Annotated in this window: 19 protein-coding genes; 9 read left to right on the forward strand and 10 right to left on the reverse strand. The window is 67.2% G+C overall.

The genetic code is table 11. The features are described from left to right. Window positions 1-150 precede the first annotated feature (150 nt). On the reverse strand, window positions 151-1989 hold the full coding sequence (gene ilvD / locus OH686_RS13780; RefSeq protein WP_289533291.1) for a dihydroxy-acid dehydratase: 1839 nt from the start codon (window positions 1987-1989) through the stop codon (window positions 151-153). Window positions 1990-2467: 478 nt separating this feature from the next. Here ilvD and OH686_RS13785 point away from each other — a divergent pair, with 478 nt between their 5' ends. Further along, window positions 2468-3304: a poly(ethylene terephthalate) hydrolase family protein gene (locus OH686_RS13785; RefSeq protein WP_289533293.1), complete on the forward strand. Its 837-nt coding sequence runs from the start codon at window positions 2468-2470 to the stop codon at window positions 3302-3304. Window positions 3305-3353: 49 nt separating this feature from the next. Here the strand turns inward: OH686_RS13785 and OH686_RS13790 are convergent, their stop codons facing one another. Then, window positions 3354-4550, reverse strand: coding sequence for a class I SAM-dependent rRNA methyltransferase (locus OH686_RS13790; RefSeq protein WP_289533295.1), 1197 nt, complete (start codon window positions 4548-4550; stop codon window positions 3354-3356). A 180-nt stretch (window positions 4551-4730) separates the two neighbouring features. After that, the gene (locus OH686_RS13795; protein WP_289533297.1) at window positions 4731-5270 is read right to left on the reverse strand and encodes a type 1 glutamine amidotransferase domain-containing protein; all 540 of its coding nucleotides are present in this window, start codon (window positions 5268-5270) and stop codon (window positions 4731-4733) included. A gap of 190 nt (window positions 5271-5460) precedes the next feature. Between OH686_RS13795 and OH686_RS13800 the strand changes: the two genes are divergently transcribed. The 4 genes from OH686_RS13800 to OH686_RS13815 all read left to right on the forward strand — a co-directional run bounded on the left by OH686_RS13800 (window position 5461) and on the right by OH686_RS13815 (window position 8207). Further along, complete coding sequence (locus OH686_RS13800; protein WP_289538975.1) at window positions 5461-6273, forward strand: HDOD domain-containing protein; 813 nt, start codon at window positions 5461-5463, stop codon at window positions 6271-6273. Between the two features lie 70 nt (window positions 6274-6343). Further along, the gene (mutM, locus tag OH686_RS13805; RefSeq protein ID WP_289533299.1) at window positions 6344-7156 is read left to right on the forward strand and encodes a bifunctional DNA-formamidopyrimidine glycosylase/DNA-(apurinic or apyrimidinic site) lyase; all 813 of its coding nucleotides are present in this window, start codon (window positions 6344-6346) and stop codon (window positions 7154-7156) included. Window positions 7157-7206: 50 nt separating this feature from the next. Beyond that, window positions 7207-7785, forward strand: coding sequence for a lysophospholipid acyltransferase family protein (locus OH686_RS13810; RefSeq protein WP_289533301.1), 579 nt, complete (start codon window positions 7207-7209; stop codon window positions 7783-7785). An 83-nt stretch (window positions 7786-7868) separates the two neighbouring features. After that, window positions 7869-8207: a multidrug transporter gene (locus tag OH686_RS13815; RefSeq protein ID WP_289533302.1), complete on the forward strand. Its 339-nt coding sequence runs from the start codon at window positions 7869-7871 to the stop codon at window positions 8205-8207. A gap of 68 nt (window positions 8208-8275) precedes the next feature. Here the strand turns inward: OH686_RS13815 and ggt are convergent, their stop codons facing one another. From ggt to OH686_RS13850, 7 genes are all read right to left on the reverse strand, one after another. Beyond that, window positions 8276-9949, reverse strand: coding sequence for a gamma-glutamyltransferase (gene ggt / locus OH686_RS13820; RefSeq protein ID WP_289533303.1), 1674 nt, complete (start codon window positions 9947-9949; stop codon window positions 8276-8278). Window positions 9950-10029: 80 nt separating this feature from the next. Next, the gene (locus tag OH686_RS13825) at window positions 10030-10281 is read right to left on the reverse strand and encodes a YfhL family 4Fe-4S dicluster ferredoxin (RefSeq protein WP_137974688.1); all 252 of its coding nucleotides are present in this window, start codon (window positions 10279-10281) and stop codon (window positions 10030-10032) included. 125 nt (window positions 10282-10406) lie between these two features. Further along, window positions 10407-10886: a pantetheine-phosphate adenylyltransferase gene (gene coaD / locus OH686_RS13830; RefSeq protein WP_137974689.1), complete on the reverse strand. Its 480-nt coding sequence runs from the start codon at window positions 10884-10886 to the stop codon at window positions 10407-10409. A 78-nt stretch (window positions 10887-10964) separates the two neighbouring features. Continuing rightward, on the reverse strand, window positions 10965-11378 hold the full coding sequence (locus OH686_RS13835; RefSeq protein WP_289533306.1) for a phosphopantetheine adenylyltransferase: 414 nt from the start codon (window positions 11376-11378) through the stop codon (window positions 10965-10967). A 133-nt stretch (window positions 11379-11511) separates the two neighbouring features. Further along, on the reverse strand, window positions 11512-13104 hold the full coding sequence (locus OH686_RS13840) for a GMC family oxidoreductase (protein ID WP_289533307.1): 1593 nt from the start codon (window positions 13102-13104) through the stop codon (window positions 11512-11514). A gap of 46 nt (window positions 13105-13150) precedes the next feature. Continuing rightward, the gene (locus tag OH686_RS13845) at window positions 13151-13696 is read right to left on the reverse strand and encodes a twin-arginine translocation pathway signal protein (protein ID WP_289533309.1); all 546 of its coding nucleotides are present in this window, start codon (window positions 13694-13696) and stop codon (window positions 13151-13153) included. A gap of 9 nt (window positions 13697-13705) precedes the next feature. Continuing rightward, a complete protein-coding gene (locus tag OH686_RS13850) occupies window positions 13706-15136 on the reverse strand; it encodes a coniferyl aldehyde dehydrogenase (RefSeq protein WP_289533311.1) in 1431 nt (476 codons plus the stop codon). Window positions 15137-15280: 144 nt separating this feature from the next. On the opposite strand from OH686_RS13850, the gene OH686_RS13855 reads away from it, so the two are divergent. The 4 genes from OH686_RS13855 (at window position 15281) to OH686_RS13870 (ending at window position 20869) form a co-directional block, all read left to right on the forward strand. Next, complete coding sequence (locus OH686_RS13855; protein WP_289533313.1) at window positions 15281-15943, forward strand: TetR/AcrR family transcriptional regulator; 663 nt, start codon at window positions 15281-15283, stop codon at window positions 15941-15943. 138 nt (window positions 15944-16081) lie between these two features. After that, a complete protein-coding gene (locus tag OH686_RS13860; protein WP_289533315.1) occupies window positions 16082-17476 on the forward strand; it encodes a TackOD1 domain-containing metal-binding protein in 1395 nt (464 codons plus the stop codon). A 3-nt stretch (window positions 17477-17479) separates the two neighbouring features. Then, complete coding sequence (locus OH686_RS13865) at window positions 17480-18808, forward strand: glycosyltransferase family 2 protein (RefSeq protein ID WP_289533317.1); 1329 nt, start codon at window positions 17480-17482, stop codon at window positions 18806-18808. After that, complete coding sequence (locus OH686_RS13870; protein ID WP_289533319.1) at window positions 18809-20869, forward strand: TolC family protein; 2061 nt, start codon at window positions 18809-18811, stop codon at window positions 20867-20869. It abuts the gene before it with no gap. Window positions 20870-20872 lie beyond the last annotated feature (3 nt).

The raw sequence follows: 20872 nt of genomic DNA on the forward strand, positions 1-20872 counted from the left end.
CGGGTGGGGCGGGTGGAACCCGCGTGGTTGTCCGCAGGTTTCACCCGCCCTACAAGGCCTAAGCCCGGCGCAGGGCCGGGCTTAGTACGTATTGGCTAGAAGACCCTCACCCCGGCCCTCTCCCGGAGGGAGAGGGGGAGTCGGAGCAGCTCAGCCGTCTAACAGCGACTTGTCGCGTACCGCGCCCTTGTCGGCGCTGGTGGCGAGTAGGGCGTAGGCCTTGAGTGCGGTGGTCACCTTGCGTGCGCGCGGGGCGACCGGCTTCCAGCCCTTCTGGTCCTGCACGATGCGGCGGGCGGCCAGTTCTTCATCGCTGACCAGCAGGTTGATGCTACGGTTGGGGATGTCGATCAGCACCTTGTCGCCGTCACGCACCAGGCCGATGGCGCCGCCAGCGGCGGCTTCCGGCGAGGCGTGGCCGATGGACAGGCCCGAGGTGCCGCCGGAGAAGCGGCCGTCGGTGAGCAGGGCACAGGCTTTGCCCAGGCCCTTGGACTTCAGGTAGGAGGTCGGGTAGAGCATTTCCTGCATGCCCGGGCCACCTTTCGGACCTTCGTAGCGGATGATCACGATGTCGCCGGCCTTCACCTCGTCGGCGAGGATGCCCTTAACGGCGCTGTCCTGGCTCTCGAAGATCTTCGCGGTGCCTTCGAACACGTGGATCGATTCGTCGACGCCGGCGGTCTTCACCACGCAGCCGTCGAGGGCGATGTTGCCATACAGCACGGCCAGGCCGCCCTCTTGCGAGTAGGCATGCTTGACGCTGCGGATGCAGCCTTCGGCGCGGTCGTTGTCGAGGGTTTCCCAGCGGGTGCTCTGGCTGAACGCGGTCTGGGTCGGGATGCCGGCAGGGCCTGCCTTGAAGAAGGTGTGGACCTTCTCGTCCTGGGTCTGGGTGATGTCCCACTGAGCGATGGCGTCGGCCATGCTCGGGCTGTGGACGGTCGGCACGTCGGTGTGCAGCAGGCCGCCACGGGCCAGCTCGCCGAGGATCGAGAAGACACCGCCGGCGCGGTGCACGTCTTCCATGTGGTACTTCTGGATGTTCGGCGCCACCTTGCACAGCTGCGGCACTTTGCGCGACAGGCGATCGATGTCGCGCAGGTCGAAGTCGATTTCCGCCTCCTGGGCGGCGGCCAGCAGGTGCAGGATGGTGTTGGTGGAACCGCCCATGGCGATGTCCAGGGCCATGGCGTTCTCGAACGCCTTGAAGCTGGCGACATTGCGCGGCAGTACCGACTCGTCGCCCTCGCCGTAGTAGCGCTGGCACAGCTCGACGGCCAGGCGCCCGGCGCGCAGGAACAGCTGCTCGCGGTCGCTGTGGGTGGCCAGGGTGGAGCCGTTGCCCGGCAGCGACAGGCCCAGGGCTTCGGTCAGGCAGTTCATCGAGTTGGCGGTGAACATGCCGGAGCAGGAGCCGCAGGTGGGGCAGGCGCTGCGCTCGTACTCGGCGACCTTCTCGTCGGAGCAGGAGTCGTCGGCGGCTACCACCATGGCGTCGACCAGGTCCAGGCCGTGGCTGGCCAGCTTGGTCTTGCCGGCTTCCATCGGCCCGCCGGAGACGAACACTACCGGGATGTTCAGGCGCAGGGCGGCCATCAGCATGCCGGGGGTGATCTTGTCGCAGTTACTGATGCAGACGATGGCGTCGGCGCAGTGGGCGTTGACCATGTACTCCACGGAGTCGGCGATGATCTCGCGGCTCGGCAGCGAATAGAGCATGCCGTCGTGGCCCATGGCGATGCCGTCGTCCACGGCGATGGTGTTGAATTCCTTGGCCACGCCGCCGTGCTTCTCGATCTCGCGGGCGACCAGCTGGCCCAGGTCCTTCAGGTGCACGTGGCCGGGCACGAACTGGGTGAAGGAGTTGGCGATGGCGATGATCGGCTTCTTGAAGTCTTCGTCCTTCATCCCGGTGGCGCGCCACAGGGCGCGGGCGCCGGCCATGTTGCGGCCGTGGGTGGAGGTTTTCGAGCGGTAATCGGGCATGACACGTTCCTGCGGCTAATCAGGTGATGTTTCGTATGGTGAGCGTCGACTGGACCGGATGCAAACGGGAGATGGCCGTGCGTTCGGAAGGGGGCCGCAGGACGAAACGGGGTCACCGTTCGTTCGGCCCGGGCTCACGGACCCGCCGGGGGATGGTTGGCGAGGAATGCCCCGATTCTACGCCCTCCGCGCCCGCCGGGGAAAGGTTCGCGGTCTGATGGCGCTCGGCATTGCAGCCTGGGCGCCGGCGTGGGGAGTTAGCTCTTTGGGCTTACGCCGTTCATCCGGTTTCGCCGTTCGGGCGATTGTTGGTATGACCGGTCGGTCACGTACGGTGCAGTGCGGTGCGCTCCGCGCGGTTTGCCGGGCGCCCGCAATCGCCGGCGAAGTACCAGCAGTGCAGCCCAGTCCGATGCAGTGGGTCGGGAAGGGCCATGGCGAACTCCTACTCGACGAATAACAACAAGGACTCCCTTCGATGCTCGATTCCAAACTCGGCCTGGCGGCCGCTCTCTTTGCCTTCTCGGCCTCTGCTCTCGCGGCTCTGCCGGACACCCCCGGCACGCCGTTCCCGGCCGTTTCCAGTTTCGACAACAGCGGCCCGTATGCCACCACCAGCCAGGCCGAGGGGCCCAGCTGCCGCATCTACCGGCCCAGCAACCTCGGTCAGAATGGCGTGCGCCACCCGATCATCCTGTGGGGCAACGGCACCGGCGCCACGCCCGACACCTATGCGGCGTTGCTGACCCACTGGGCCAGCCATGGCTTCGTGGTGGCCGCCGCGGAAACGTCCGATGCCGGCACCGGCCAAGAGATGCTCGCCTGCCTGAGTTACCTGGTGCAGGCCAACGGCAGCACCTCCGGCACCTATGCCGGCAAGCTGAATGCCGGGCGGGTCGGCACTTCCGGTCACTCCCAGGGTGGTGGCGGTTCGATCATGGCCGGCCAGGATGACCGGGTGCGCACGACGGCGCCGATCCAGCCCTATACCCTCGGGCTCGGTCACAACACCAGTTCGCAGAGCAGGCAGAAGGGGCCGATGTTCCTGATGACGGGCGGCGGCGACAACATCGCCTTCCCCTACCTGAATGCCCAGCCGGTCTACAACCGCGCCAACGTGCCGGTGTTCTGGGGCGAGCGCCGCACGGTCTCGCACTTCGAGCCGGTTGGCAGTGGCGGAGCCTATCGCGGCCCGGCCACGGCCTGGTTCCGCTACCAGCTGATGAACGACCAGAGCGCCAGCAGCACCTTCAACGGCACCCTGTGTGGTCTGTGCGTCAGCCCGCTGTGGACGGTGAAGCGCAAGGGCTTCTGAGACAGGCGGAGCGAGCCCCGTCCGCATCTGCGGGCGGGGCTTCCGTGACTCAGCTGTTGGGCAGCAGGCGTACGGTCAGGCTCTTGATGTAGCGGGTCTCGGCGATGGCCGGGTGCACCGGGTGGTCCGGGCCCTGGGCGCCGCGTTCGAGCAGCTGGATATTGCGGTCCAAGTGGCGGGCGCTGGTCAGCAGGATGTTCTGCAGGTGGTCTTCTTCCAGGTGCATGGAGCATGAGGCGCTGACCAGGATGCCGTCCTTGTTGAGCATGCGCATGGCGGTCTCGTTGAGGCGGCGGTAGGCGGCCTCGCCGTTCTTGATGTCCTTCTTGCGCTTGATGAAGGCGGGCGGGTCGGCAACGATCACGTCGAAGCGTTCCTCGGCGGACTTCAGCTCCTTGAGGGCCGCGAACACGTCGCCTTCGACGCAGGTGACCTTCTCGGCGACGCCATTGAGGGTGGCGTTGCGCTCCACACCGTCGAGGGCGAAGCCGGAGGCATCGACGCAGAACACTTCGCTGGCGCCGAACGTTGCAGCCTGCACGCCCCAGCCACCGATGTAGCTGAACAGGTCGAGCACGCGCTTGCCCTGGACATAGGGCGCCAGGCGCGCACGGTTCATGCGGTGGTCGTAGAACCAGCCGGTCTTCTGGCCTTCCAGCACCGGGGCCTGGAACTTCACGCCGTTCTCTTCCAGGTCGACCCACTCCGGCACCACGCCGAAGGCGGTGTCGACGTAGCGCTCCAGGCCCTCGGCATCGCGGGCGGCGGAGTCGTTCTTGAACAGGATGCCGCGCGGCTTGAGCACCTGGACCAGGGCCTCGATCAGCGCGTCCTTGCTGCGCTCCATGGTCGCGGAGGCCAGCTGCACCACCAGATGGTCGCCGAAGCGGTCGACCACCAGCCCGGGGAGCAGGTCGGAATCGCCGTAGACCAGGCGGTAGAAGGGCTTGTCGAACAGGCGCTCGCGCAGGCTCAGGGCGACGTTCAGGCGGTGCACCAGCAGCGACTTGTCCAGCACGTGCTTGACGTCGCGCGACAGCAGGCGGGCGCAGATCAGGTTGTTCGGGCTCATTGCCACGATGCCCAGCGGCTTGCCGCCGGCCGCTTCGAGGATCGCTTGGTCGCCGGCCTGGAAGCCGTGCAGCGGGGTGGCCGCCACGTCGATCTCGTTGCTATAGACCCACAGGTGACCGGCGCGCAGGCGACGATCGGCGTTGGCTTTGAGGCGCAGGGCGGGCAGGGTCATGGGGGCGCTCCAGAAAAAAGAGCGCGATTATACCCCGCTCACCCCAACCGGAACCTGTTTACCAGCTTTTGAGCTAGGGCCAGGCAAGGCGAGCGCGGGTGAGGCGCAAGTCGTAAACGAGCAGCCCGAGATCGCGCTCAACAAAGCATGGCCGACGATCAAGAGGTCGTAGATAGGTTCTCAGGCCGCCAGCAGCTCCAGCAGGGCCTGATTGAACGCCGGCAGATCGTCGGGCTTGCGGCTGCTGATCAGGTTGCCGTCGCGGATCACTTCCTGGTCCTGCCAGTCGCCTCCGGCGTTGCGGATGTCGTCCTTGAGCGAAGGCCAGCTGGTCATGGTCTTGCCCTTGACCAGCCCGGCCGAGACCAGCAGCCAGGCGCCGTGGCAGATCACCGCGATCGGCTTGCCGGATTTCTCCGCGGCCTGCACCAGGGTCAGGGCGGCGGTGTCGGTGCGGATGGTGTCGGAATTCATCACGCCGCCCGGCAGGACCAGGGCGTCGTATTCCTCGACCTGGGCGGTGTCGAAGGTGCCGTCGACCGGGAAGCTGTCGCCCGGTTTGTCATGGTGCCAACCGCGCACCTGGCCTTCCTTGACGGACAGGATGTCGGCCTGGGCGCCGGCCTGTTCCAGGGCCTTCTTCGGCTCGGTCATCTCGACCTGTTCGAAACCATCGGTCACCAGCAGGGCGACGCGTTTGCCTTTCAGGGACAGCGACATGGTGGAATCTCCTCTACATGGGATGTCCCTGTTCCGACCTGCCCGGGGTGGAAAAGGTCAGTCAAAGGTTTAACCGCCTTGTCGCTGCGTCTCGGTTAAACTGTAGGCTCGCTCACATTCTCCACGTGTCCCTTCCATGGCCCAAGAACTCTCCGCCGAACAGATCCAGCAGGTGCTGCAGGGCATCAGCGTGCCGCCGCAGCCGCAGATCATGGTCGATCTGCAGATGGAGCAGTTCCTGCCCAATCCGGACCTGAAGGCCATCGCCCGGCTGATCAGCCAGGACCCCGGCCTCTCCGGCGCGCTGTTGAAGATCGTCAATTCGCCGTTCTTCGGCCTGTCCAATCGCATCGCCTCGATCCAGCAGGCGGTCAACCTGCTGGGCTGCAACTCGGTGATCAACCTGATCAACGCCCAGTCGATCAAGGGCGAGATGAGCGACGAGACCATCGTCATCCTCAACCGCTTCTGGGACACCGCCCAGGACGTGGCCATGACCTGCCTGACGCTGGCCAAGCGCATCGGCTACCAGGCGCCGGACGAGGCCTATACCCTCGGCCTGTTCCACAACTGCGGCATCCCGCTGATGCTCAAGCGCTTCCCCAACTACATGACGGTCCTGGAAGAGGCGTACTTCAACGCCAGCAGCGAGCGCCGCGTAGTGGACACCGAGAATCGCCTGCTCAACACCAACCATGCGGTGGTCGGCTACTTCACCGCCAAGTCGTGGAACCTGCCGCTGCACCTGTGCGAGGCCATCGCCAACCACCACAACGCGCTGTCGTTCTTCGAGGATGACACCGGCCGCGATGCCCAGCTGAAGACGCTGATGGCGATCCTCAAGATGGCCGAGCACATCTGCGCCAGCTTCCGGGTGCTGGGCAACCAGGACGAGGACCACGAGTGGGACAGCATCCAGCAGCACGTGCTGGAGTATGTCGGCCTCACCGATTATGACTTCCAGACCCTCAAGGAAAGCATCCACGACCTGGGCGCCGGCTAAGCGGGCCTCCCGGCGCAGCGCCTTTCCTGCTAGGGTGGCACTCCGCTCAGTTGTACCCGCGAGTGCGTGAATGCCTGAATTACCCGAAGTCGAAACCACCTGCCGCGGTATCGCTCCCCATCTCGTCGGACAGCGCGTCAGCCGCGTGGTGGTGCGCGAGCGCCGGCTGCGCTGGCCGATTCCCGACGACCTCGATGTGCGCCTGTCCGGCCAGCGCATCGAATGCGTCGAGCGGCGTGCCAAGTACCTGCTGATCCAGGCCGAGAGCGGCACCCTGATCGGTCACCTGGGCATGTCCGGCAACCTGCGCCTGGTGCCGGTGGGTGCGCCGGTGGCCAAGCACGAGCATGTCGACATCGAACTGGAGTCGGGTCTGGCCCTGCGCTACACCGACCCGCGACGCTTCGGCGCCCTGCTGTGGAGCGTTGATCCGCTCAATCACGAGCTGCTGCTGCGGCTGGGCCCGGAGCCGCTGACTGATGCCTTCGATGGCGAGCGCCTGTATCGGCTGTCGAGGGGCCGCTCGATGGCGGTCAAGCCGTTCATCATGGATAACGCGGTGGTGGTCGGCGTGGGCAACATCTACGCGACCGAGGCGCTGTTCGCCGCCGGCATCGACCCGCGCCGCGAGGCCGGTTCTATCTCCCGCGCGCGCTATGTGGCGCTGAGCGTGGAGATCAAGCGCATCCTCGCTCACGCCATCGAGCGCGGCGGCACCACCCTGCGTGATTTCATCGGTGGCGATGGCCAGCCCGGTTATTTCCAGCAGGAGCTGTTCGCCTATGGGCGCGGCAGCGAGTTCTGCAAGGTCTGCGGTGCCACCCTGCGCGAGGTGAAGCTGGGCCAGCGCGCCAGCGTGTACTGCCCGAAATGCCAGCGCTAGAACGCGCGTTCCCGAGTCGCACAGAATAAGAACAAGCAGTAGGAGCAACGATGCACGGCAACTACCTGCCGCCCAACCCGTTCGCCGAATGGCTGGGGCGTAGCGCACTGAGACTGATGGGCTGGCGTATCGAGGGCGCTCTGCCGAGGATCGACAAGTTCGTCGCCATCGGCGCCCACCACACCTCCAACTGGGACTTCGTGATCTTCATCGCGCTGAAGTTCGTCCTGCGCCTGAACGCCCGCTGGTTCGGCAAGCACAGCATCTTCCGTTGGCCCTTCGGCGGCCTGCTGCGCGGCTGGGGCGGCATCCCGATTCAGCGCCATCTCAGCCTGAACATGGTGGACCAGGCGATCCAGGGCTTTCGCGACAACCGCGAGTTCATCCTGGTGCTGTCGCCGGAGGGCACACGCAAGAAGGTGCAGCGCTGGAAGATGGGCTTCTACCATATCGCCGTGGGGGCAGGTGTGCCGATCGTGCCGGCGGCCCTGGACTTCGCCAATCGCCGGGTGGTAATCGGCGCACCGTTCCAACCCAGTGGTGACGCCGAGGCGGATATCCGCGCGCTGCTGGCGTTCTTCCGCCCCTATGTGCCGAAGAAGCCTGAATACGCATTCCACGGCGATTGACGGCGTTCACGCTGACAATTACGCGAGCGCTGTTATAGTTAGCTGCAACGCTCTGCCATAACTACACAATGAAGGATCGCGCCATGAACCTGTTTCGCACCACCGCCGCTGTCTTGGCTCTGACCACTGGCCTGCTGGCACTGCCGGCGCAGGCGGAAGTGGTTCAGCAGAATGTCAGTGGCGATCCCGCATATACCGTGGATACCCCTAAGGGTTACGCAATGATTGGTGACCTGGTTGTTGCGCGCCCATTATTGATAGGTGCCACTGCTATCGGTGCTGCCGCGTTTTTGGTTAGCCTTCCCTTTACTGCTCTTGGTGGCAATGTGAAGGAAGCTGGCCAGGCGCTGGTGGTGGAGCCGGGTATGTCCGCCTTCGTACGCTGCCTGGGCTGCACCGAGAGCGGTTACAAGAAGGACTGATCCTTCCGCCGCTCCACCCAAGAAGCCGGTCCATGTGACCGGCTTCTGCGTTTCTGCCCCTCAGTCGTCTACTGCCACAGCTCCGCGCGGCCTACGCCGCGTGGGTCGCTGGCCGCTTCCACCCGGCCGCTGTCCTTGTGCCACAGCAGTACCTGCTGGTTGCCGTAGCTGCGCTCCACGCGCTTGAGCCGATGTCCGCGCATTTCCAGGCTACTGAGTTGGCTGGGGCTGAAGGCGTCGGCCTCGTACTCGATCACGTCCGGCAGGTACTGGTGGTGATAGCGCGGCGTGGCCGGCCACTGCTGCACCGGCTTGCCTTCCAGGTAGTCGAGAGTGGCCAGCAGCACCATGCTGGGGATGCGGCTGCCGCCCGGTGTGCCGAAGCTGGCTAGCTCCTGTTCGCTCTCGATAAAGGTAGGGCTCATGGAAGACAGCGGCCGCTTGCCGGCGGCGATGACATTGGCCTGGCTGCCGGAGAGGCCATAGGCATTGCTGCCGCTTGGGTCGGCGGCGAAGTCGTCCATCTCGTTATTGAGCAGCACGCCGGTGCCGGGGACGGTGAAGGCGGCGCCGAATGGCAGGTTGATCGACAGGGTGGCGGCCACCGCGTTGCCTTCGGCATCCAGCACGGTGAAGTGGGTGGTGTGATCGCCTTCGCGCCAGGCCGGCGATGGCGGCAGGCTGGCGCTGGGTGTGGCGTTCTGCAGGGCGATGCCCTTGGCCAGCCCCTTCAGGTAGTCGGGGGCAAGCAGATGCGGCAGCGGGTTGCGCACATGATCGGGATCGCCCAGCAGGCCGCGGTCGCGGTAGGCGCGGCGCAGGGTTTCCACCACGTAGTGACTGCGCTGCACCGCCCCGGCCTTCTGCCAGGGCAGTTGCTGCAGTATCAGCAGACTCTGCGCCAGCGCCACCCCGCCGGCCGACGGTGGTGGCGCGCTGATCAGCTCGCGCCCGCCTTCCAGGGTGACGCGCAGGGGCTGGCGCTCCACCACCCGGTAGTCACGCAGGTCGCGGGAGCTCCACACGCCGCCGCCGGCCTGGACGCCTTCCAGCAGCAGACGCGCCGTTTCGCCGCCGTAGAAGCCGGCGTGGCCATCGCGAGCCAGGCGCTCCAGAGTGCGCACCAGGGCCGGCTGGCGCAGTAGGCCATGCAACGGCGGGATGCGCTCCTGGTCGAGGAAGATGGCCGCGCTGGTCGGGTCCTGCCGCAACGCCTCCAGGCGCCACTCGGCACGTTCACGATAGACCCGGTCGATGCCCACGCCGTCGCGAGCCAGGCGGATGGCGGGGGTGAGCGAATCGGTCAGCGGCAGCTTGCCGTAGCGCTCGGCCAGATGGGCCAGGGCCGCCGGCAGGCCGGGAATGGCGGCGGCCAGCGGGCCGTTGAGCGACAGCTCGCGCTGCACCGTGCCATTGCGGCGGTAGAGGTCCGGGCCGGCGCTCAGCGGCGCGCGTTCGCGGGCGTCGATGAAACGGTAGGTCGGCTTGTCGCCGGCCTGGCGCAGCAGGAAGAAGCCGCCACCTCCCAGGCCGGAACCATAGGGCTCGGCCACTGCCAGCGCGGCGGCGATGGCCACCGCGGCGTCGAAGGCATTGCCGCCCTGGGCCAGGGTTTCCAGGCCGGCGACGGTGGCGGCGGGGTGGGCGGTGGCGACGGCGGCTTGCTGTGGCTTGGCTGGTGCGGCCTGGGTGGCCAGCGTGCAGGCCAGCAGCAGGCCGGCGAGAAGATGTTTGGCGAGCATGGGGCGATCCGTGCGGGACAGGCCTAACAGCCTAGCGGAGATCGATACCCAGTGGTGGCGACTGTGACTCGCTGACGCGATCAGGCCTTGCCGGTGATCAGGCGGTACTTGTCCATCAGTTGCTCCTTGGTCTCGACGCGGGCCTCGTCGAGGGGGATGCAGTCCACCGGGCAGACCTGCTGGCACTGCGGCTCGTCGTAGTGGCCGACGCACTCGGTGCACAGGTTGGGGTCGATCACGTAGATCTCCTCACCCTGGGAGATGGCGCCGTTGGGGCACTCGGGCTCGCAGACGTCGCAGTTGATGCAGTCGTCGGTGATTTTCAGGGACATCGGGCAACTCCTGCCAGGCCCGTTGGGCATGGCACTTTCAGGCATTCAATGGGCGGATTGTGCCGGATTGCCGGGCATCGCGCCATGCAAGGGCGACCGGAGTCACCCGCACGGCACCTCGAGGATCAGCGTTTGAAGCGCTCGGCCAGGGCCTCGGCGACGGCCGGATGGACGAACTTGCCGATGTCACCGCCGAGTGCCGCGATCTCGCGGACCAGGGTCGAGGAGATGAAGGAGTACTTCTCTGACGGGGTCAGGAACATGCTTTCCACGTCCGGTGCCAGCTGGCGGTTCATGTTGGCCAGCTGGAACTCGTACTCGAAGTCGGACACCGCGCGCAGGCCGCGCAGCAGGATGTTGGCGTTCTGTTCCTTGACGAAGTGCGCCAGCAGGGTGGAGAAGCCGACCACCTCGACATTCGGCAGGTGCGCGGTGACTTCCCGGGCCAGCGCCACGCGTTGCTCCAGAGGGAACAGCGGATTCTTCTTGGGGCTGGCGGCGACTGCGATGATCACGGTGTCGAACAGGCGCGATGCGCGCTCGATCAGGTCGCCATGGCCCTTGGTGATGGGGTCGAAGGTACCCGGGTACAACACTCGATTCATCGCGAAGTCCTGCTCGGAGGGGTTGGAGTGCGCGGATGGTAGCGCAGCGTTTCCCCCTGGGCCAAGCAGAGGAAATCCTCAGGGGCCGCCAGCGGTCAGGCGCAGGTGCAGCGGCAGCGCCAGCAGCAGGCAGGCCAGGGCCACCCAGTCGGCCACTACCACGCGGCGCAAGGCCCCGTTGTAGAGCGGTGCGCTCCAGGCCAGCAGGAGGAAGCTGACGACGCTGAGCAGACCGCCGAGCAGCGCCAGATTACGCAATCCGGGGATAAACGCGGCGGCCACCAGCAGCGCGCCGAGCAGGCCGAACAGCACGGCGCGGTGGCGCATCAGGATCTGCAGGTTGGGTTCGTCCAATGCCAGCCCGTAGAGCGCGTTGAGCCGTTCGCCACCGAGCACGCCGGCCAGCGGCAGCAGGTGAATGATGCCGGCGACCAGCAGCAGGAGAGCGATCAGCTTGTTCATTGCGGTGGCCTGTACGGTTGGTTCATGCATCCAAGTTCGAGTGCCAGAGTTTGCCAGGCAAGGCGCCGCGACGAGTCGTAGCAAGAGCTACGGCGAGGAGTGGCAACGCAGTATGGCGAAGTCTGGCGCCGAAATTGGGTATTTGAACCAGCCACACAGGCCACTAAGCCTTCAGGCGCTCGGCCAGCAGGGTCGAGAGCTTGGCGGTGAGGCCGTAGATCGACAGCTGCGGGTTGGCGCCGATGCTGGTGGGGAACAGCGAGCCGTCGTGGATCGACAGGTTTTCCAGTTGGTGGTGGCGGCCCAGGCTGTCGGTGACCGCGGTCTTCTCGTCCTCGCCCATGGCGCAGCCGCCCATCACGTGGGCACTGCCCAGGCGCGTCTGGAACAGACGCAGGTCGAGGCGCTCGATCAGCGCCTTGGCCTCGGCCAGGCTCTTCACGTACTCGGCCTGGGCATGCACCGGCAACACGGCCTTGGCGCCGGCGGCGAACTGGATCTCGGCCATGCTGTGGAAGGCCCGACGCAGGCCGTCCCAGGTGTAGTCGGTCATGCGGTAGTCGAGCACCGGCGTGCCGTCGCCGCGCAGCTCCACCGTGCCCTCGGCGCTGTCCGGGTGGAAGCCGTCGCGCATCAGCGCCAGCATCACATTGGTGTGCGGCAGCTGCTCCATGCGCAGGGCGTTGTCGACGCCGAAGCGGCCGAGCAGGGTGGCAGCCAGGGCCGGCTGCAGTGGCGGCACTTCCAGCTTGTAGGACATGTGCCCGGTGGTGCCGTCGTTCCACTGGAAGTGGTCGGAATACACCGACTGCGGCGCGCCATAGAACGGATTGATGACCTGCTCGAACTGCGCCGCGGAGAAGTTCACCAGGTGCAGGAAGGTGCGCTTGCCGACCCGCTCGTGCGGATCCGGCGTCTTGGAGCGCAGCAGCAGCGCCGGCGAGTTGATGCCGCCGCCGGCCAGCACGTAATGGCGAGCCTTGACCATGATGCGTCGGCCGTTGGGCGCCACGCTGCGCTCATCCATGCCCAGGCATTCAAGGCCGCTGACGTGCTGGCCGTCATGAATAAGCCGCTCGGCGCGCGCCAGGTAAAGCAGGGCGCCGCCCTGGTCGAGGGCGGCCGGAATGGTGGTGACCAGCATCGACTGCTTGGCGTTGACCGGGCAGCCCATGCCGCAGTAACCGAGGTTCCAGCAGCCGCGCACATTGCGTGGGATCACTTTCCAGCCGTAGCCGAGCTTGTCGCAGCCGGCGCTGATCACCGCGTTGTTCGGGTTCGGCGGAATGGCCCAAGGGGCGACGCCCAGGCGCTGCTCCATCTTTTCGAACCAGGGCGCCATCTCGGTAGCGCCGTGGCCCTTCACGCCATGGGCTTCGGCCCAGTGCGCCAGGGTCGGCTCCGGGGTGCGGAAGCTGGAGGTCCAGTTGACCAGGGTGGTACCGCCCACGGCACGGCCTTGCATGATGGTGATGGCGCCGTCCTTGCTCATGCGGCCGATGCCTTCCTGGTACAGCTGCGGGTAGGCGTCGGCCTCCTGCATCTTGAAGTCGCTGCTGGTCTTCAGCGGGCCTTCCTCGATCAGCAGCACCTTGAACCCGGCGGCGCTGAGGATTTCCGCGGTGGTACCGCCACCGGCGCCGCTGCCGATGATGGCGACGTCGGCCTCCAGCAGCAGGTCTTTCTCCAGGCGCGAGCCGTCATAGGTGGTCCAGCCGCGGGCCAGGCCGTCGCGGAAGATATCGGGTACAGGCATGTTCAGGCTCTTTTCTTGTAGTTCTGTAAGGGGGCGCCGCAGGCCGTTAGAACTGGGGTGGGCCGGGGTAGCCGCAATGGGCCCAGGACTGCGGCCGGGCATACCAGGACATCAGCACCACCTGCAGCAGCGAGGCATGGCCCATGCGCAGCAGGTCCAGCGAGCTGTGCTCCCAGCGGTCGAGGAACTGGCGGATGTCTTCCGCGCTGGCGTTTTCCCAGCTGCCCCAGATGCCGGTCAGCGGGCCGCGGGTCACGCTCATGGCCAGTACGTCGAACAGCTGCTGGGTGAGCTTGAGCAGTTCCGGTGACAGGTGATTGAGGTTGTGATCGATGCCCTGCAGGGTGGCGTCTACCGCCGCCTGCATGGCATCCACAGGTACAGCGCCTTCCAGCACCACCGGGATCAGCGCGCGCAGGCTGGGCAAATCACTGCTGCGCAGCACGGCGAAACCGGCAGCAGGACCGCTGGCCGAGCAGCCGCTGAGGCTGGCGGTGACGCCCGCGGTGGCGAGGAAGGCGCCGCCCAGCAGGCCGACCTTGAGCAGGCCGCGGCGCGACAGCTGCGGCGCGGCGTTGGATATGTCGCTCATCTGCGCCCCTTAGCGGATAAACAGCTTGTGGATCAGCTTCTGGATCGCGGTACCGTAGGGCGGGTAGATGAAGCGCGCGGCGTTGAAGCGCTGCTTGATCAGCACGCCCTTGGCCTTGCTGAAGGTCAGGAAGCCTTCGTGACCATGGTAGTGGCCCATGCCCGAGGGGCCTACGCCGCCGAACGGCATGTCGTCCTGAGCCACGTGCAGCAGGGTGTCGTTCAGGCACACGCCGCCGGAGTGGGTCTCATGCAGCACGCGCTGCTGCTCGCCCTTGTCGTAGCCGAAGTAGTACAGGGCCAACGGGCGCGGGCGCTCGTTGACGTAGGCGAAGGCATCGTCCAGGCGCTGGTAGGGCACCACCGGCAGCAGCGGGCCGAAGATTTCCTCCTGCATCAGCTTCATCTCGTCGCTGACGTTGAGCACCAGGCTGTGGGCCAGGCGGCGACCCTGGTCGCCGGGGAACAGCGGGACGATCTGCGCGCCCTTGGCCTCGGCATCGCTGATGTAGCCCTTGAGGCGGCCCAGCTGGCGCTCGTTGATGATCGCCGTGTAGTCGGCGTTGTTTTCCAGCTTCGGATAGAAGCGCTGCACGGCGGCGCGGTAGGCGGCGACGAAGCCCTCGACGCGCTCCTGCGGCACCAGCACATAGTCCGGCGCCACGCAGGTCTGCCCGGCGTTCATGGTCTTGCCGAAGGCGATGCGCTCGGCGGCGTCGTCCAGCGGCACCTCGGCGGAGACGATGGCCGGCGACTTGCCGCCCAGCTCCAGGGTCACCGGCACCAGGTTCTCGGCGGCGGCGCGCATCACGTGCTTGCCGATGCTGGTGGCACCGGTGAACAGCAGGTGGTCGAAGGGCTGGCGGGAGAAGGCCTGACCGACCTCGGCCTCGCCCAGTACCACGGCCACCAGGTCCTCGGGGAACACCTTGGCCAGCAGGTCCTTGACCAGTTGCGAGGTAGCCGGCGTGGACTCGCTCATCTTGATCATCACCCGGTTTCCGGCGGCCAGGGCGCCGATCAGCGGGCCGAAGGCCAGGTACAACGGGTAGTTCCACGGCACGATCACACCGACCACGCCCAGCGGCTGGTACACCACGCGCGCCGAGGCGGGCTGGAAGGCCATGCCGACATGGCGGCGCGACGGCTTCATCCACTTGCCCAGGCGTTTGCTGGCGTAGTCGATGCCGTGCAGGCTGGGCATGATCTCGGCCAGCAGGGTCTCGCTGGCGGCGCGGTTGCTAAAGTCGCTGGACACCGCATCGATCAGGGCCTGCTTCTCGCCGAGGATCAGCTCGCGCAGGGCCTTGAGCCAGGTGCGGCGCTGTTCGGCCGACGGCATCGGATTGGCGCGGTAGGCGGCACGCTGGGCAGCCAACAGCGGCTCCAGGGCGTCGATCTGTTGTTGGTTTTGTTGGAGATAGGCAACGTCGGCGACCATGGCGGAGCGTCCTCTGTGGGAGCGGCGGAGTGGATGAGGATGATTTTTAGAGTAAATGCTCTAAACTGTCAATCGAGTCGCTCGCCGGTCGTCAGATCGGACGCTTCCCTGTACTTTTGTCCCCTTTGCCGCGTGAGCCGAACCATGGCCCCGAAGAACAAGACCCGCGAACGCATCGTCGAAGCCAGCCTGGAGCTGTTCAACGCCCAGGGCGAGCGCAGCGTCACCACCAACCACATCGCCGCCCATCTGGGCATGTCGCCGGGTAACCTCTACTACCACTTCCGCAACAAGCAGGCGATCATCGCCGAGCTCTTCGCCGAGTATGAGAGCCGGGTCGCGGTATTCCTGCGCCTGCCCCAGGGCCGCGCCCTGACGGTGGCGGACAAGACCTTCTATCTGGAAGCGCTGCTGGCGGCCATGTGGCACTACCGCTTCCTCCATCGCGACCTGGAACACCTGCTGGAAAGCGACCTGGAACTGGCCGAGCGCTACCGCGCCTTTGCCCACCGCTGCCTGCAGGCCGCCACCGAGATCTACCATGGCTTCGTCGCCGCCGACGTCCTGGCCATGGACGCCCAGCAGATCGAGGCGCTGACCCTCAACAGCTGGATCATCCTCACCTCCTGGGTGCGCTTCCTCTGCACCATCCGCAGCAACCCTGGCGATCTGAGCGAGGAGCTGATGCGCCGCGGCGTGTACCAGATCCTCGCGCTGGAGAGCGGCTACGTCACCGAGGCCGCGCGCGACGCGGTACAGGCGCTGCTGCAGCGCCTGCATGTGCCGATGGAGGCGATCGTTGGGTGAACAAGTGTCAACTTTGTGTCGATTGCGTCACTAGCTGAACAACTCGTCAGAAAAATCGTCATTAAATCGGCGCCATGCTAAAGTTGTTTAGTGTCATGGTGGCCGTCTGCCGCCTTCGTCGATTCTCGAGTTGCACTAATGCCGACCAACACGCCCCGTGTCGCAGTCCTCGGCGCTGCCTTCTCCCGTTTCCATGGGCTGGAGCCGGATCGCTTCGCCGACCTCACCAGCCTGCTGGCCGCGCCCGCCTACGACGTGCTGCTGATCGACCTGCCCGGCGCCTCCGCCGGCCAGCTGCTGCGTAGCCTGCGCCTGGAGCAGCAATATCGCTTCGCCCTGATCTATTGCTGCCAGGACCAGGACGCCTGGTGCGAGGCCCTCGGCGACGGCCGCCCGCCGGCCGATCTGGGAGCCATTACGCCGTTGTGGCGCCTGTGGCAGGAGCGCTTCCACCTGTTCAACCGCGGTGCCGCGCCGGAGCGCTTCGAGGCGCGGGTGCTGGCCTGGCTGTGGCTGCGCTCGCGCGGCGACGTGCACGCGGTACGCGACGCCGCCGTCGCCCAGCACTACCGCTACCCGCTGCTGGAGGCGCTCAGCGACGGCGAGACCGTCAATGACTTCTCCTGGCTGCAGCTGATGCTGCAACAGGGCTGGCTGGAGGAGGGCGCCCTGCTCGACCGCCTGCGCCTGTGCACCGACTGCGGCTCCGGCCGCCTCAACTACGTCGACGTCTGCCCCGAGTGCCAGGCCCTGGACATCTCCCGTCAGCCGTCGCTGCACTGCTTCACCTGCGGCCACGTCGGTGCCCAGGAGCATTTCCTCAAGGACGGCCTGCTGCTCTGCCCCAACTGCCTGAGCCGTCTGCGCCACATCGGCAGCGACTACGACCGGCCGCTGGAGAACTACCGCTGCCGCAGCTGCCAGGCGTTCTTCGTCGATGCCGCGGTGGAGGCGCGCTGCCTGGATTGCGGCGAGCACCACGCGCCGGACAAGCTGCGCGTGCGCGAGGTGCGCCACTTCCGCCTGGCCGAGGCCGGGCGCCTGCGCTGCCGCCAGGGCTTCAACACCAGCCCGGCGGAGAACGACCAGTTCGGCCGTCTCAACCTGCTGTCGCAGCGCAGCTTCCACGAGTTGCTGGAATGGCAGCTGCAGCTGACCCGCCGGCACAAGACGCCGCACTTCGCCCTGCTCGGGGTGCGCTTCGTCAATCTGCTGGAGACCCTCGAACGCCTCGGCGAGATGCGCGGCCACGCGCTGATCGACGGCCTGGTCGAGCGCCTGCAGGAGGCGGTGCGCGAGACCGACCGCTGCTGCCGGCTGAGCGAGGAAGTGCTGTGGCTGCTGATGCCGCACACCGATGCGGCCGGCCTCGAGGTGGTGAAGAAGCGCCTGGCCAAGGGCGCCGAACGCCTGGCCAGCGATGCCGACACCCATGTCGAGATGCGCCAGGTCGGCTTCGTCGCTCCCGAGGAACTGGTCGACCAGGAAGACGCCGCGCTGCTTCTCGCCCGCCTGGGCGGCCTGCTGGCCTGATCCATGGAGGCGGTCGTCCAGCAGTGGTTGCAGCTGTTCACCGAGCTCGGCAAGAGCGACGGCCTGGTGCGCCTGCTGGTGACCCTGCTGCCGGCCTTCCTGCTGCTGGAGGTGCCGCTGAACATGCTGGTGCTGCTCGGCGTGCTGCGCTGGTTCGTGCGCAAGCCCTTCGAGCTGCCGCCCGATAACGGCTACCGGCCGCGGGTGTCCTGCATCATCACCTGCTACAGCGAGGGGCTGGACGTGCAGAGCACCCTGCGCAGCCTGTGCGAGCAGACCTACGCCGGTGACATCGAGATGATCCCGGTGGTCGACGGCGCCGCGGTGAACAAGCCGACCATGCAGGCGGTACGCGATTTCCAGGTCGACCGCACGCTCTACCCGCGGCGCCTGCTGCGGCCAATCGCCAAATGGCAGCGCGGCGGTCGGGTATCGTCGCTGAACTCCGGCCTGGCCCACTGCACCGGCGATATCGTCATGGCCCTGGACGGCGACACCTCGTTCGACAACGACATGGTGGTCAACATCGTCCGCCACTTCGCCGACCCCGACGTGCCGGCCGTGGCCGGCAGCCTGCGGGTGCGTAACTGGCAGGCCTCGCTGACCGCGGCCATGCAGGGCCTGGAATACCTGCTGTCGATCCACATGGCGAAGATCGGCCTCAGCGAGTGGAACCTGGTGAATAACGTCTCCGGGGCCTTCGGCGCGTTCCGCCGCAGCTTCCTCGACAAGATCGGCGGCTGGGACACCCACACCGCCGAGGACCTCGACATCACCCTGCGGATCAAGAACTACTTCGGCCGCCAGCCCCTGCGCATCCCCTTCGAGCCGCGCGCCATCGGCCACACCGATGCGCCGACCACCTTCAAGCAGTTCCTCATGCAGCGCCTGCGCTGGGACGGCGACCTGTACTTCCTGTACATCCGCAAGCACCGCCACAGCTTCAACCCGCGCCTGCTCGGCTGGCCCAACTTCCTGATGACCCTGGTGAGCGGCTTCTTCTTCCAGCTGGTGCTGCCCTTCATCATCTTCGGTTACCTGGTAATCGGCGTGTTCGTCCTGCCGCTGGCCAACTACCTGGCTTTGGCCGGGCTGATCTACCTGGTGTACCTGGGCGTGACCCTGCTGATGTACCTGGCCATGCTGGCCATGGTTTCCGAACGACCGCGCCAGGACCTGCGATTGTTGCCTATCGTGTTCCTGTTCCCCCTGTTCATGCTGGTGATGCGCTGCTGGAGCGCCGTGGCGATGCTCAACGAGGCGCTGCGCCGCGGCCACGAGGAAACCAGCATGGCGCCCTGGTGGGTGCTGAAGAAGGCCAAGAGGTTCTAGATGCTGCGTACCCTTTCCCTGGTCGGCCTGCTGCTGGCCGCCGGCCTGGCCCGGGCCGAACCGCTGCCGCTGCAGGTCCTGCTGGCGGGCCTCGACGACGGTGCCGTGGCCCGCGCCGGGCGTGCCGAGCAGGACTCTCTGGCGGCCCAGCGCGTGCAGCGCGAGGCCGAGTCCGGCTGGCAGTGGTATTCATCTGCCAGCACCGGCCATTACCGCGAGCTGGTCACCGAGGACGTGCGCGACGACTACTACGGCCGCGATCTCGCCCTCGGCGTGCGCCACCCGCTGCTCGGCAGCCTGCGCCGCCAGGTGCAGGCTGTCGAGGCGGTCGAGCTGGAGCAGCAGCGCCAGCAGGCCCGCAACCTGCTGCGCCGCGCCGAGCAGCGCCTGGCCCTGCGCAGCGCCTACGCCGACTGGTGGCGTGCCGAGCAGGAGCAGCGCTGGTGCCTCGACCTGCTGCCGGCCGCCCGCGAGGCCCGTGCGCGCCTGCAGCGGCGCCAGAGCGAGGGCTGGCTGCTGGCCTCCGAGGCGCGCCTGCAGCAGGGCCAGTGGCAGGTGCTGGAGCGCCGTTGCCAGCGCGCCCCGGAGCTGGTCGAGGAGACCCGCGCGGCCCTCGCCGGCATCGCCGGCCAGGCCGTCGACGCCCGGCAGCAGGCCGAGGCCGAGCCACTGGCGCCGCAGGTGCGCCCGCTCGCCGCCTGGCAGCAGGCGCTGGACGGCCACCCGCGCCTGCGCGAGCGCCAGGACGAGCTGCGCCAGGCCGAACGCAATCGCCAATCGCCCTGGTATTCCGCGGTCGACTCCAGCTTCAGCCTGGCGCAGAGCTACGAGGACCGCAGCGGCGCGGACAAGCCCGGTGACGGCCTGGTGGCCAGCATCAGCCTGTCGGCGCCCTTCGACCTGCTCAGCTACGGCAAGGCTCGCGGTCGCGAGGGCGAGGCGCGCCACCAGGCCGCGCTGGCGCGCCTGGAGGCCGAGCGCGAGCAGTTGCTGCTCGGCCTCGGCCAGGCCCTGCGCGCCCAGCGCACGGCGATGGACGAGCTGACTGGAGCCCGCGAGGAGCTGAGCGCGGCCCAGCAGGCGCGCCACGAACAGGGTCTGCGCCGCGACGCCGAGCTGGAGCGCGGCGTGCAGGGCGAACTGGCCGCCGAGCTGGGCCACTATGGCGCCGGCCTGCGCCTGATCGCCGCCTGGCACGCGGCCTGGCTGCGCGAGGCGGCGTTGCGCCTGTTCGTCGAAGACGACGGCGCGCTGTCCGGCCTGCTCGGTGACGCTCGTGAGCGCTGGAGTCTGGCGGCCACCGCTGCCAGCGAATGGAGCCAGGGCGTGTATGTCTGGGACAGCCGTCGCCTGCTGCAGGCTTCCAGCCGCCGCGCCGAACTGCGCGACCTGCGCCGCGCCGGCATGCAGCGCATCTATGTCGGCCTGTCCGCCGCCCAGGTGGCCGACATCCCGGCCCTGCGCCAGCGCCTGCAGAGTAGCCTCGACGAGGCCCACGGCCAGGGCCTGCAGGTCGGCCTGCTGCTGGGCGATCCGGCGTGGATCGAACCGGCCGGGCGCCAGGGTCTGCTGAACCTGCTCGGCCAGCTGCAGGGCCTGTCGTTCGATGCCCTGCATCTGGATCTGGAAGTCGAGCAGCTTGGCTGGCCGGTGCCGGACAGCCGCGTGCTGGACTGGCTCGACACCCTGGCCGCGGTGGCCAGCCTCAATCCCTGGCCGCTGGAGCTGTCCAGCCACCACCGCTGGTTCGCCGAGCCGGCCGCCGGGCAGACCTGCGTGCCCTGCGCCTTGCCGCAGCGCGGCGTGCAGCAGGTCAGCCTGATGATCTATACGCGCAATGCCGAACGCAGCGCCGAGCTGGCCGAGCAGATCGCCCAGCGCTGGCCGGCACTGCGCTTCCGCCTGGCGCAGAGCGTCGAGCCGCAGCTTCCCGCCGAGGAGAGCTGGGCTGGCGTGCCGCCCCGTCAGTTACAGCAGCAGGTCGAGCGCTGGCGCGTGCGCCTGCAGCCGGTGGGTGTCACCGGCATCGACTGGCAGGACTGGACCCATTACCCGCACTGAGCC

Origin of the sequence: Pseudomonas sp. SO81 (assembly GCF_030374125.1) — a bacterium.
Taxonomy (GTDB): Bacteria; Pseudomonadota; Gammaproteobacteria; order Pseudomonadales; family Pseudomonadaceae; genus Aquipseudomonas.

Coding starts and splice junctions, on each gene's coding strand:
- ilvD (WP_289533291.1), bottom strand. CDS start 1,989: ATGCCCGATTACCGCTCGAAAACCTCCACCCACGGCCGCAACATGGCC.
- OH686_RS13785 (WP_289533293.1), top strand. CDS start 2,468: ATGCTCGATTCCAAACTCGGCCTGGCGGCCGCTCTCTTTGCCTTCTCG.
- OH686_RS13790 (WP_289533295.1), bottom strand. CDS start 4,550: ATGACCCTGCCCGCCCTGCGCCTCAAAGCCAACGCCGATCGTCGCCTG.
- OH686_RS13795 (WP_289533297.1), bottom strand. CDS start 5,270: ATGTCGCTGTCCCTGAAAGGCAAACGCGTCGCCCTGCTGGTGACCGAT.
- mutM (WP_289533299.1), top strand. CDS start 6,344: ATGCCTGAATTACCCGAAGTCGAAACCACCTGCCGCGGTATCGCTCCC.
- OH686_RS13810 (WP_289533301.1), top strand. CDS start 7,207: ATGCACGGCAACTACCTGCCGCCCAACCCGTTCGCCGAATGGCTGGGG.
- OH686_RS13815 (WP_289533302.1), top strand. CDS start 7,869: ATGAACCTGTTTCGCACCACCGCCGCTGTCTTGGCTCTGACCACTGGC.
- ggt (WP_289533303.1), bottom strand. CDS start 9,949: ATGCTCGCCAAACATCTTCTCGCCGGCCTGCTGCTGGCCTGCACGCTG.
- OH686_RS13825 (WP_137974688.1), bottom strand. CDS start 10,281: ATGTCCCTGAAAATCACCGACGACTGCATCAACTGCGACGTCTGCGAG.
- coaD (WP_137974689.1), bottom strand. CDS start 10,886: ATGAATCGAGTGTTGTACCCGGGTACCTTCGACCCCATCACCAAGGGC.
- OH686_RS13835 (WP_289533306.1), bottom strand. CDS start 11,378: ATGCATGAACCAACCGTACAGGCCACCGCAATGAACAAGCTGATCGCT.
- OH686_RS13840 (WP_289533307.1), bottom strand. CDS start 13,104: ATGCCTGTACCCGATATCTTCCGCGACGGCCTGGCCCGCGGCTGGACC.
- OH686_RS13845 (WP_289533309.1), bottom strand. CDS start 13,696: ATGAGCGACATATCCAACGCCGCGCCGCAGCTGTCGCGCCGCGGCCTG.
- OH686_RS13850 (WP_289533311.1), bottom strand. CDS start 15,136: ATGGTCGCCGACGTTGCCTATCTCCAACAAAACCAACAACAGATCGAC.
- OH686_RS13855 (WP_289533313.1), top strand. CDS start 15,281: ATGGCCCCGAAGAACAAGACCCGCGAACGCATCGTCGAAGCCAGCCTG.
- OH686_RS13860 (WP_289533315.1), top strand. CDS start 16,082: ATGCCGACCAACACGCCCCGTGTCGCAGTCCTCGGCGCTGCCTTCTCC.
- OH686_RS13865 (WP_289533317.1), top strand. CDS start 17,480: ATGGAGGCGGTCGTCCAGCAGTGGTTGCAGCTGTTCACCGAGCTCGGC.
- OH686_RS13870 (WP_289533319.1), top strand. CDS start 18,809: ATGCTGCGTACCCTTTCCCTGGTCGGCCTGCTGCTGGCCGCCGGCCTG.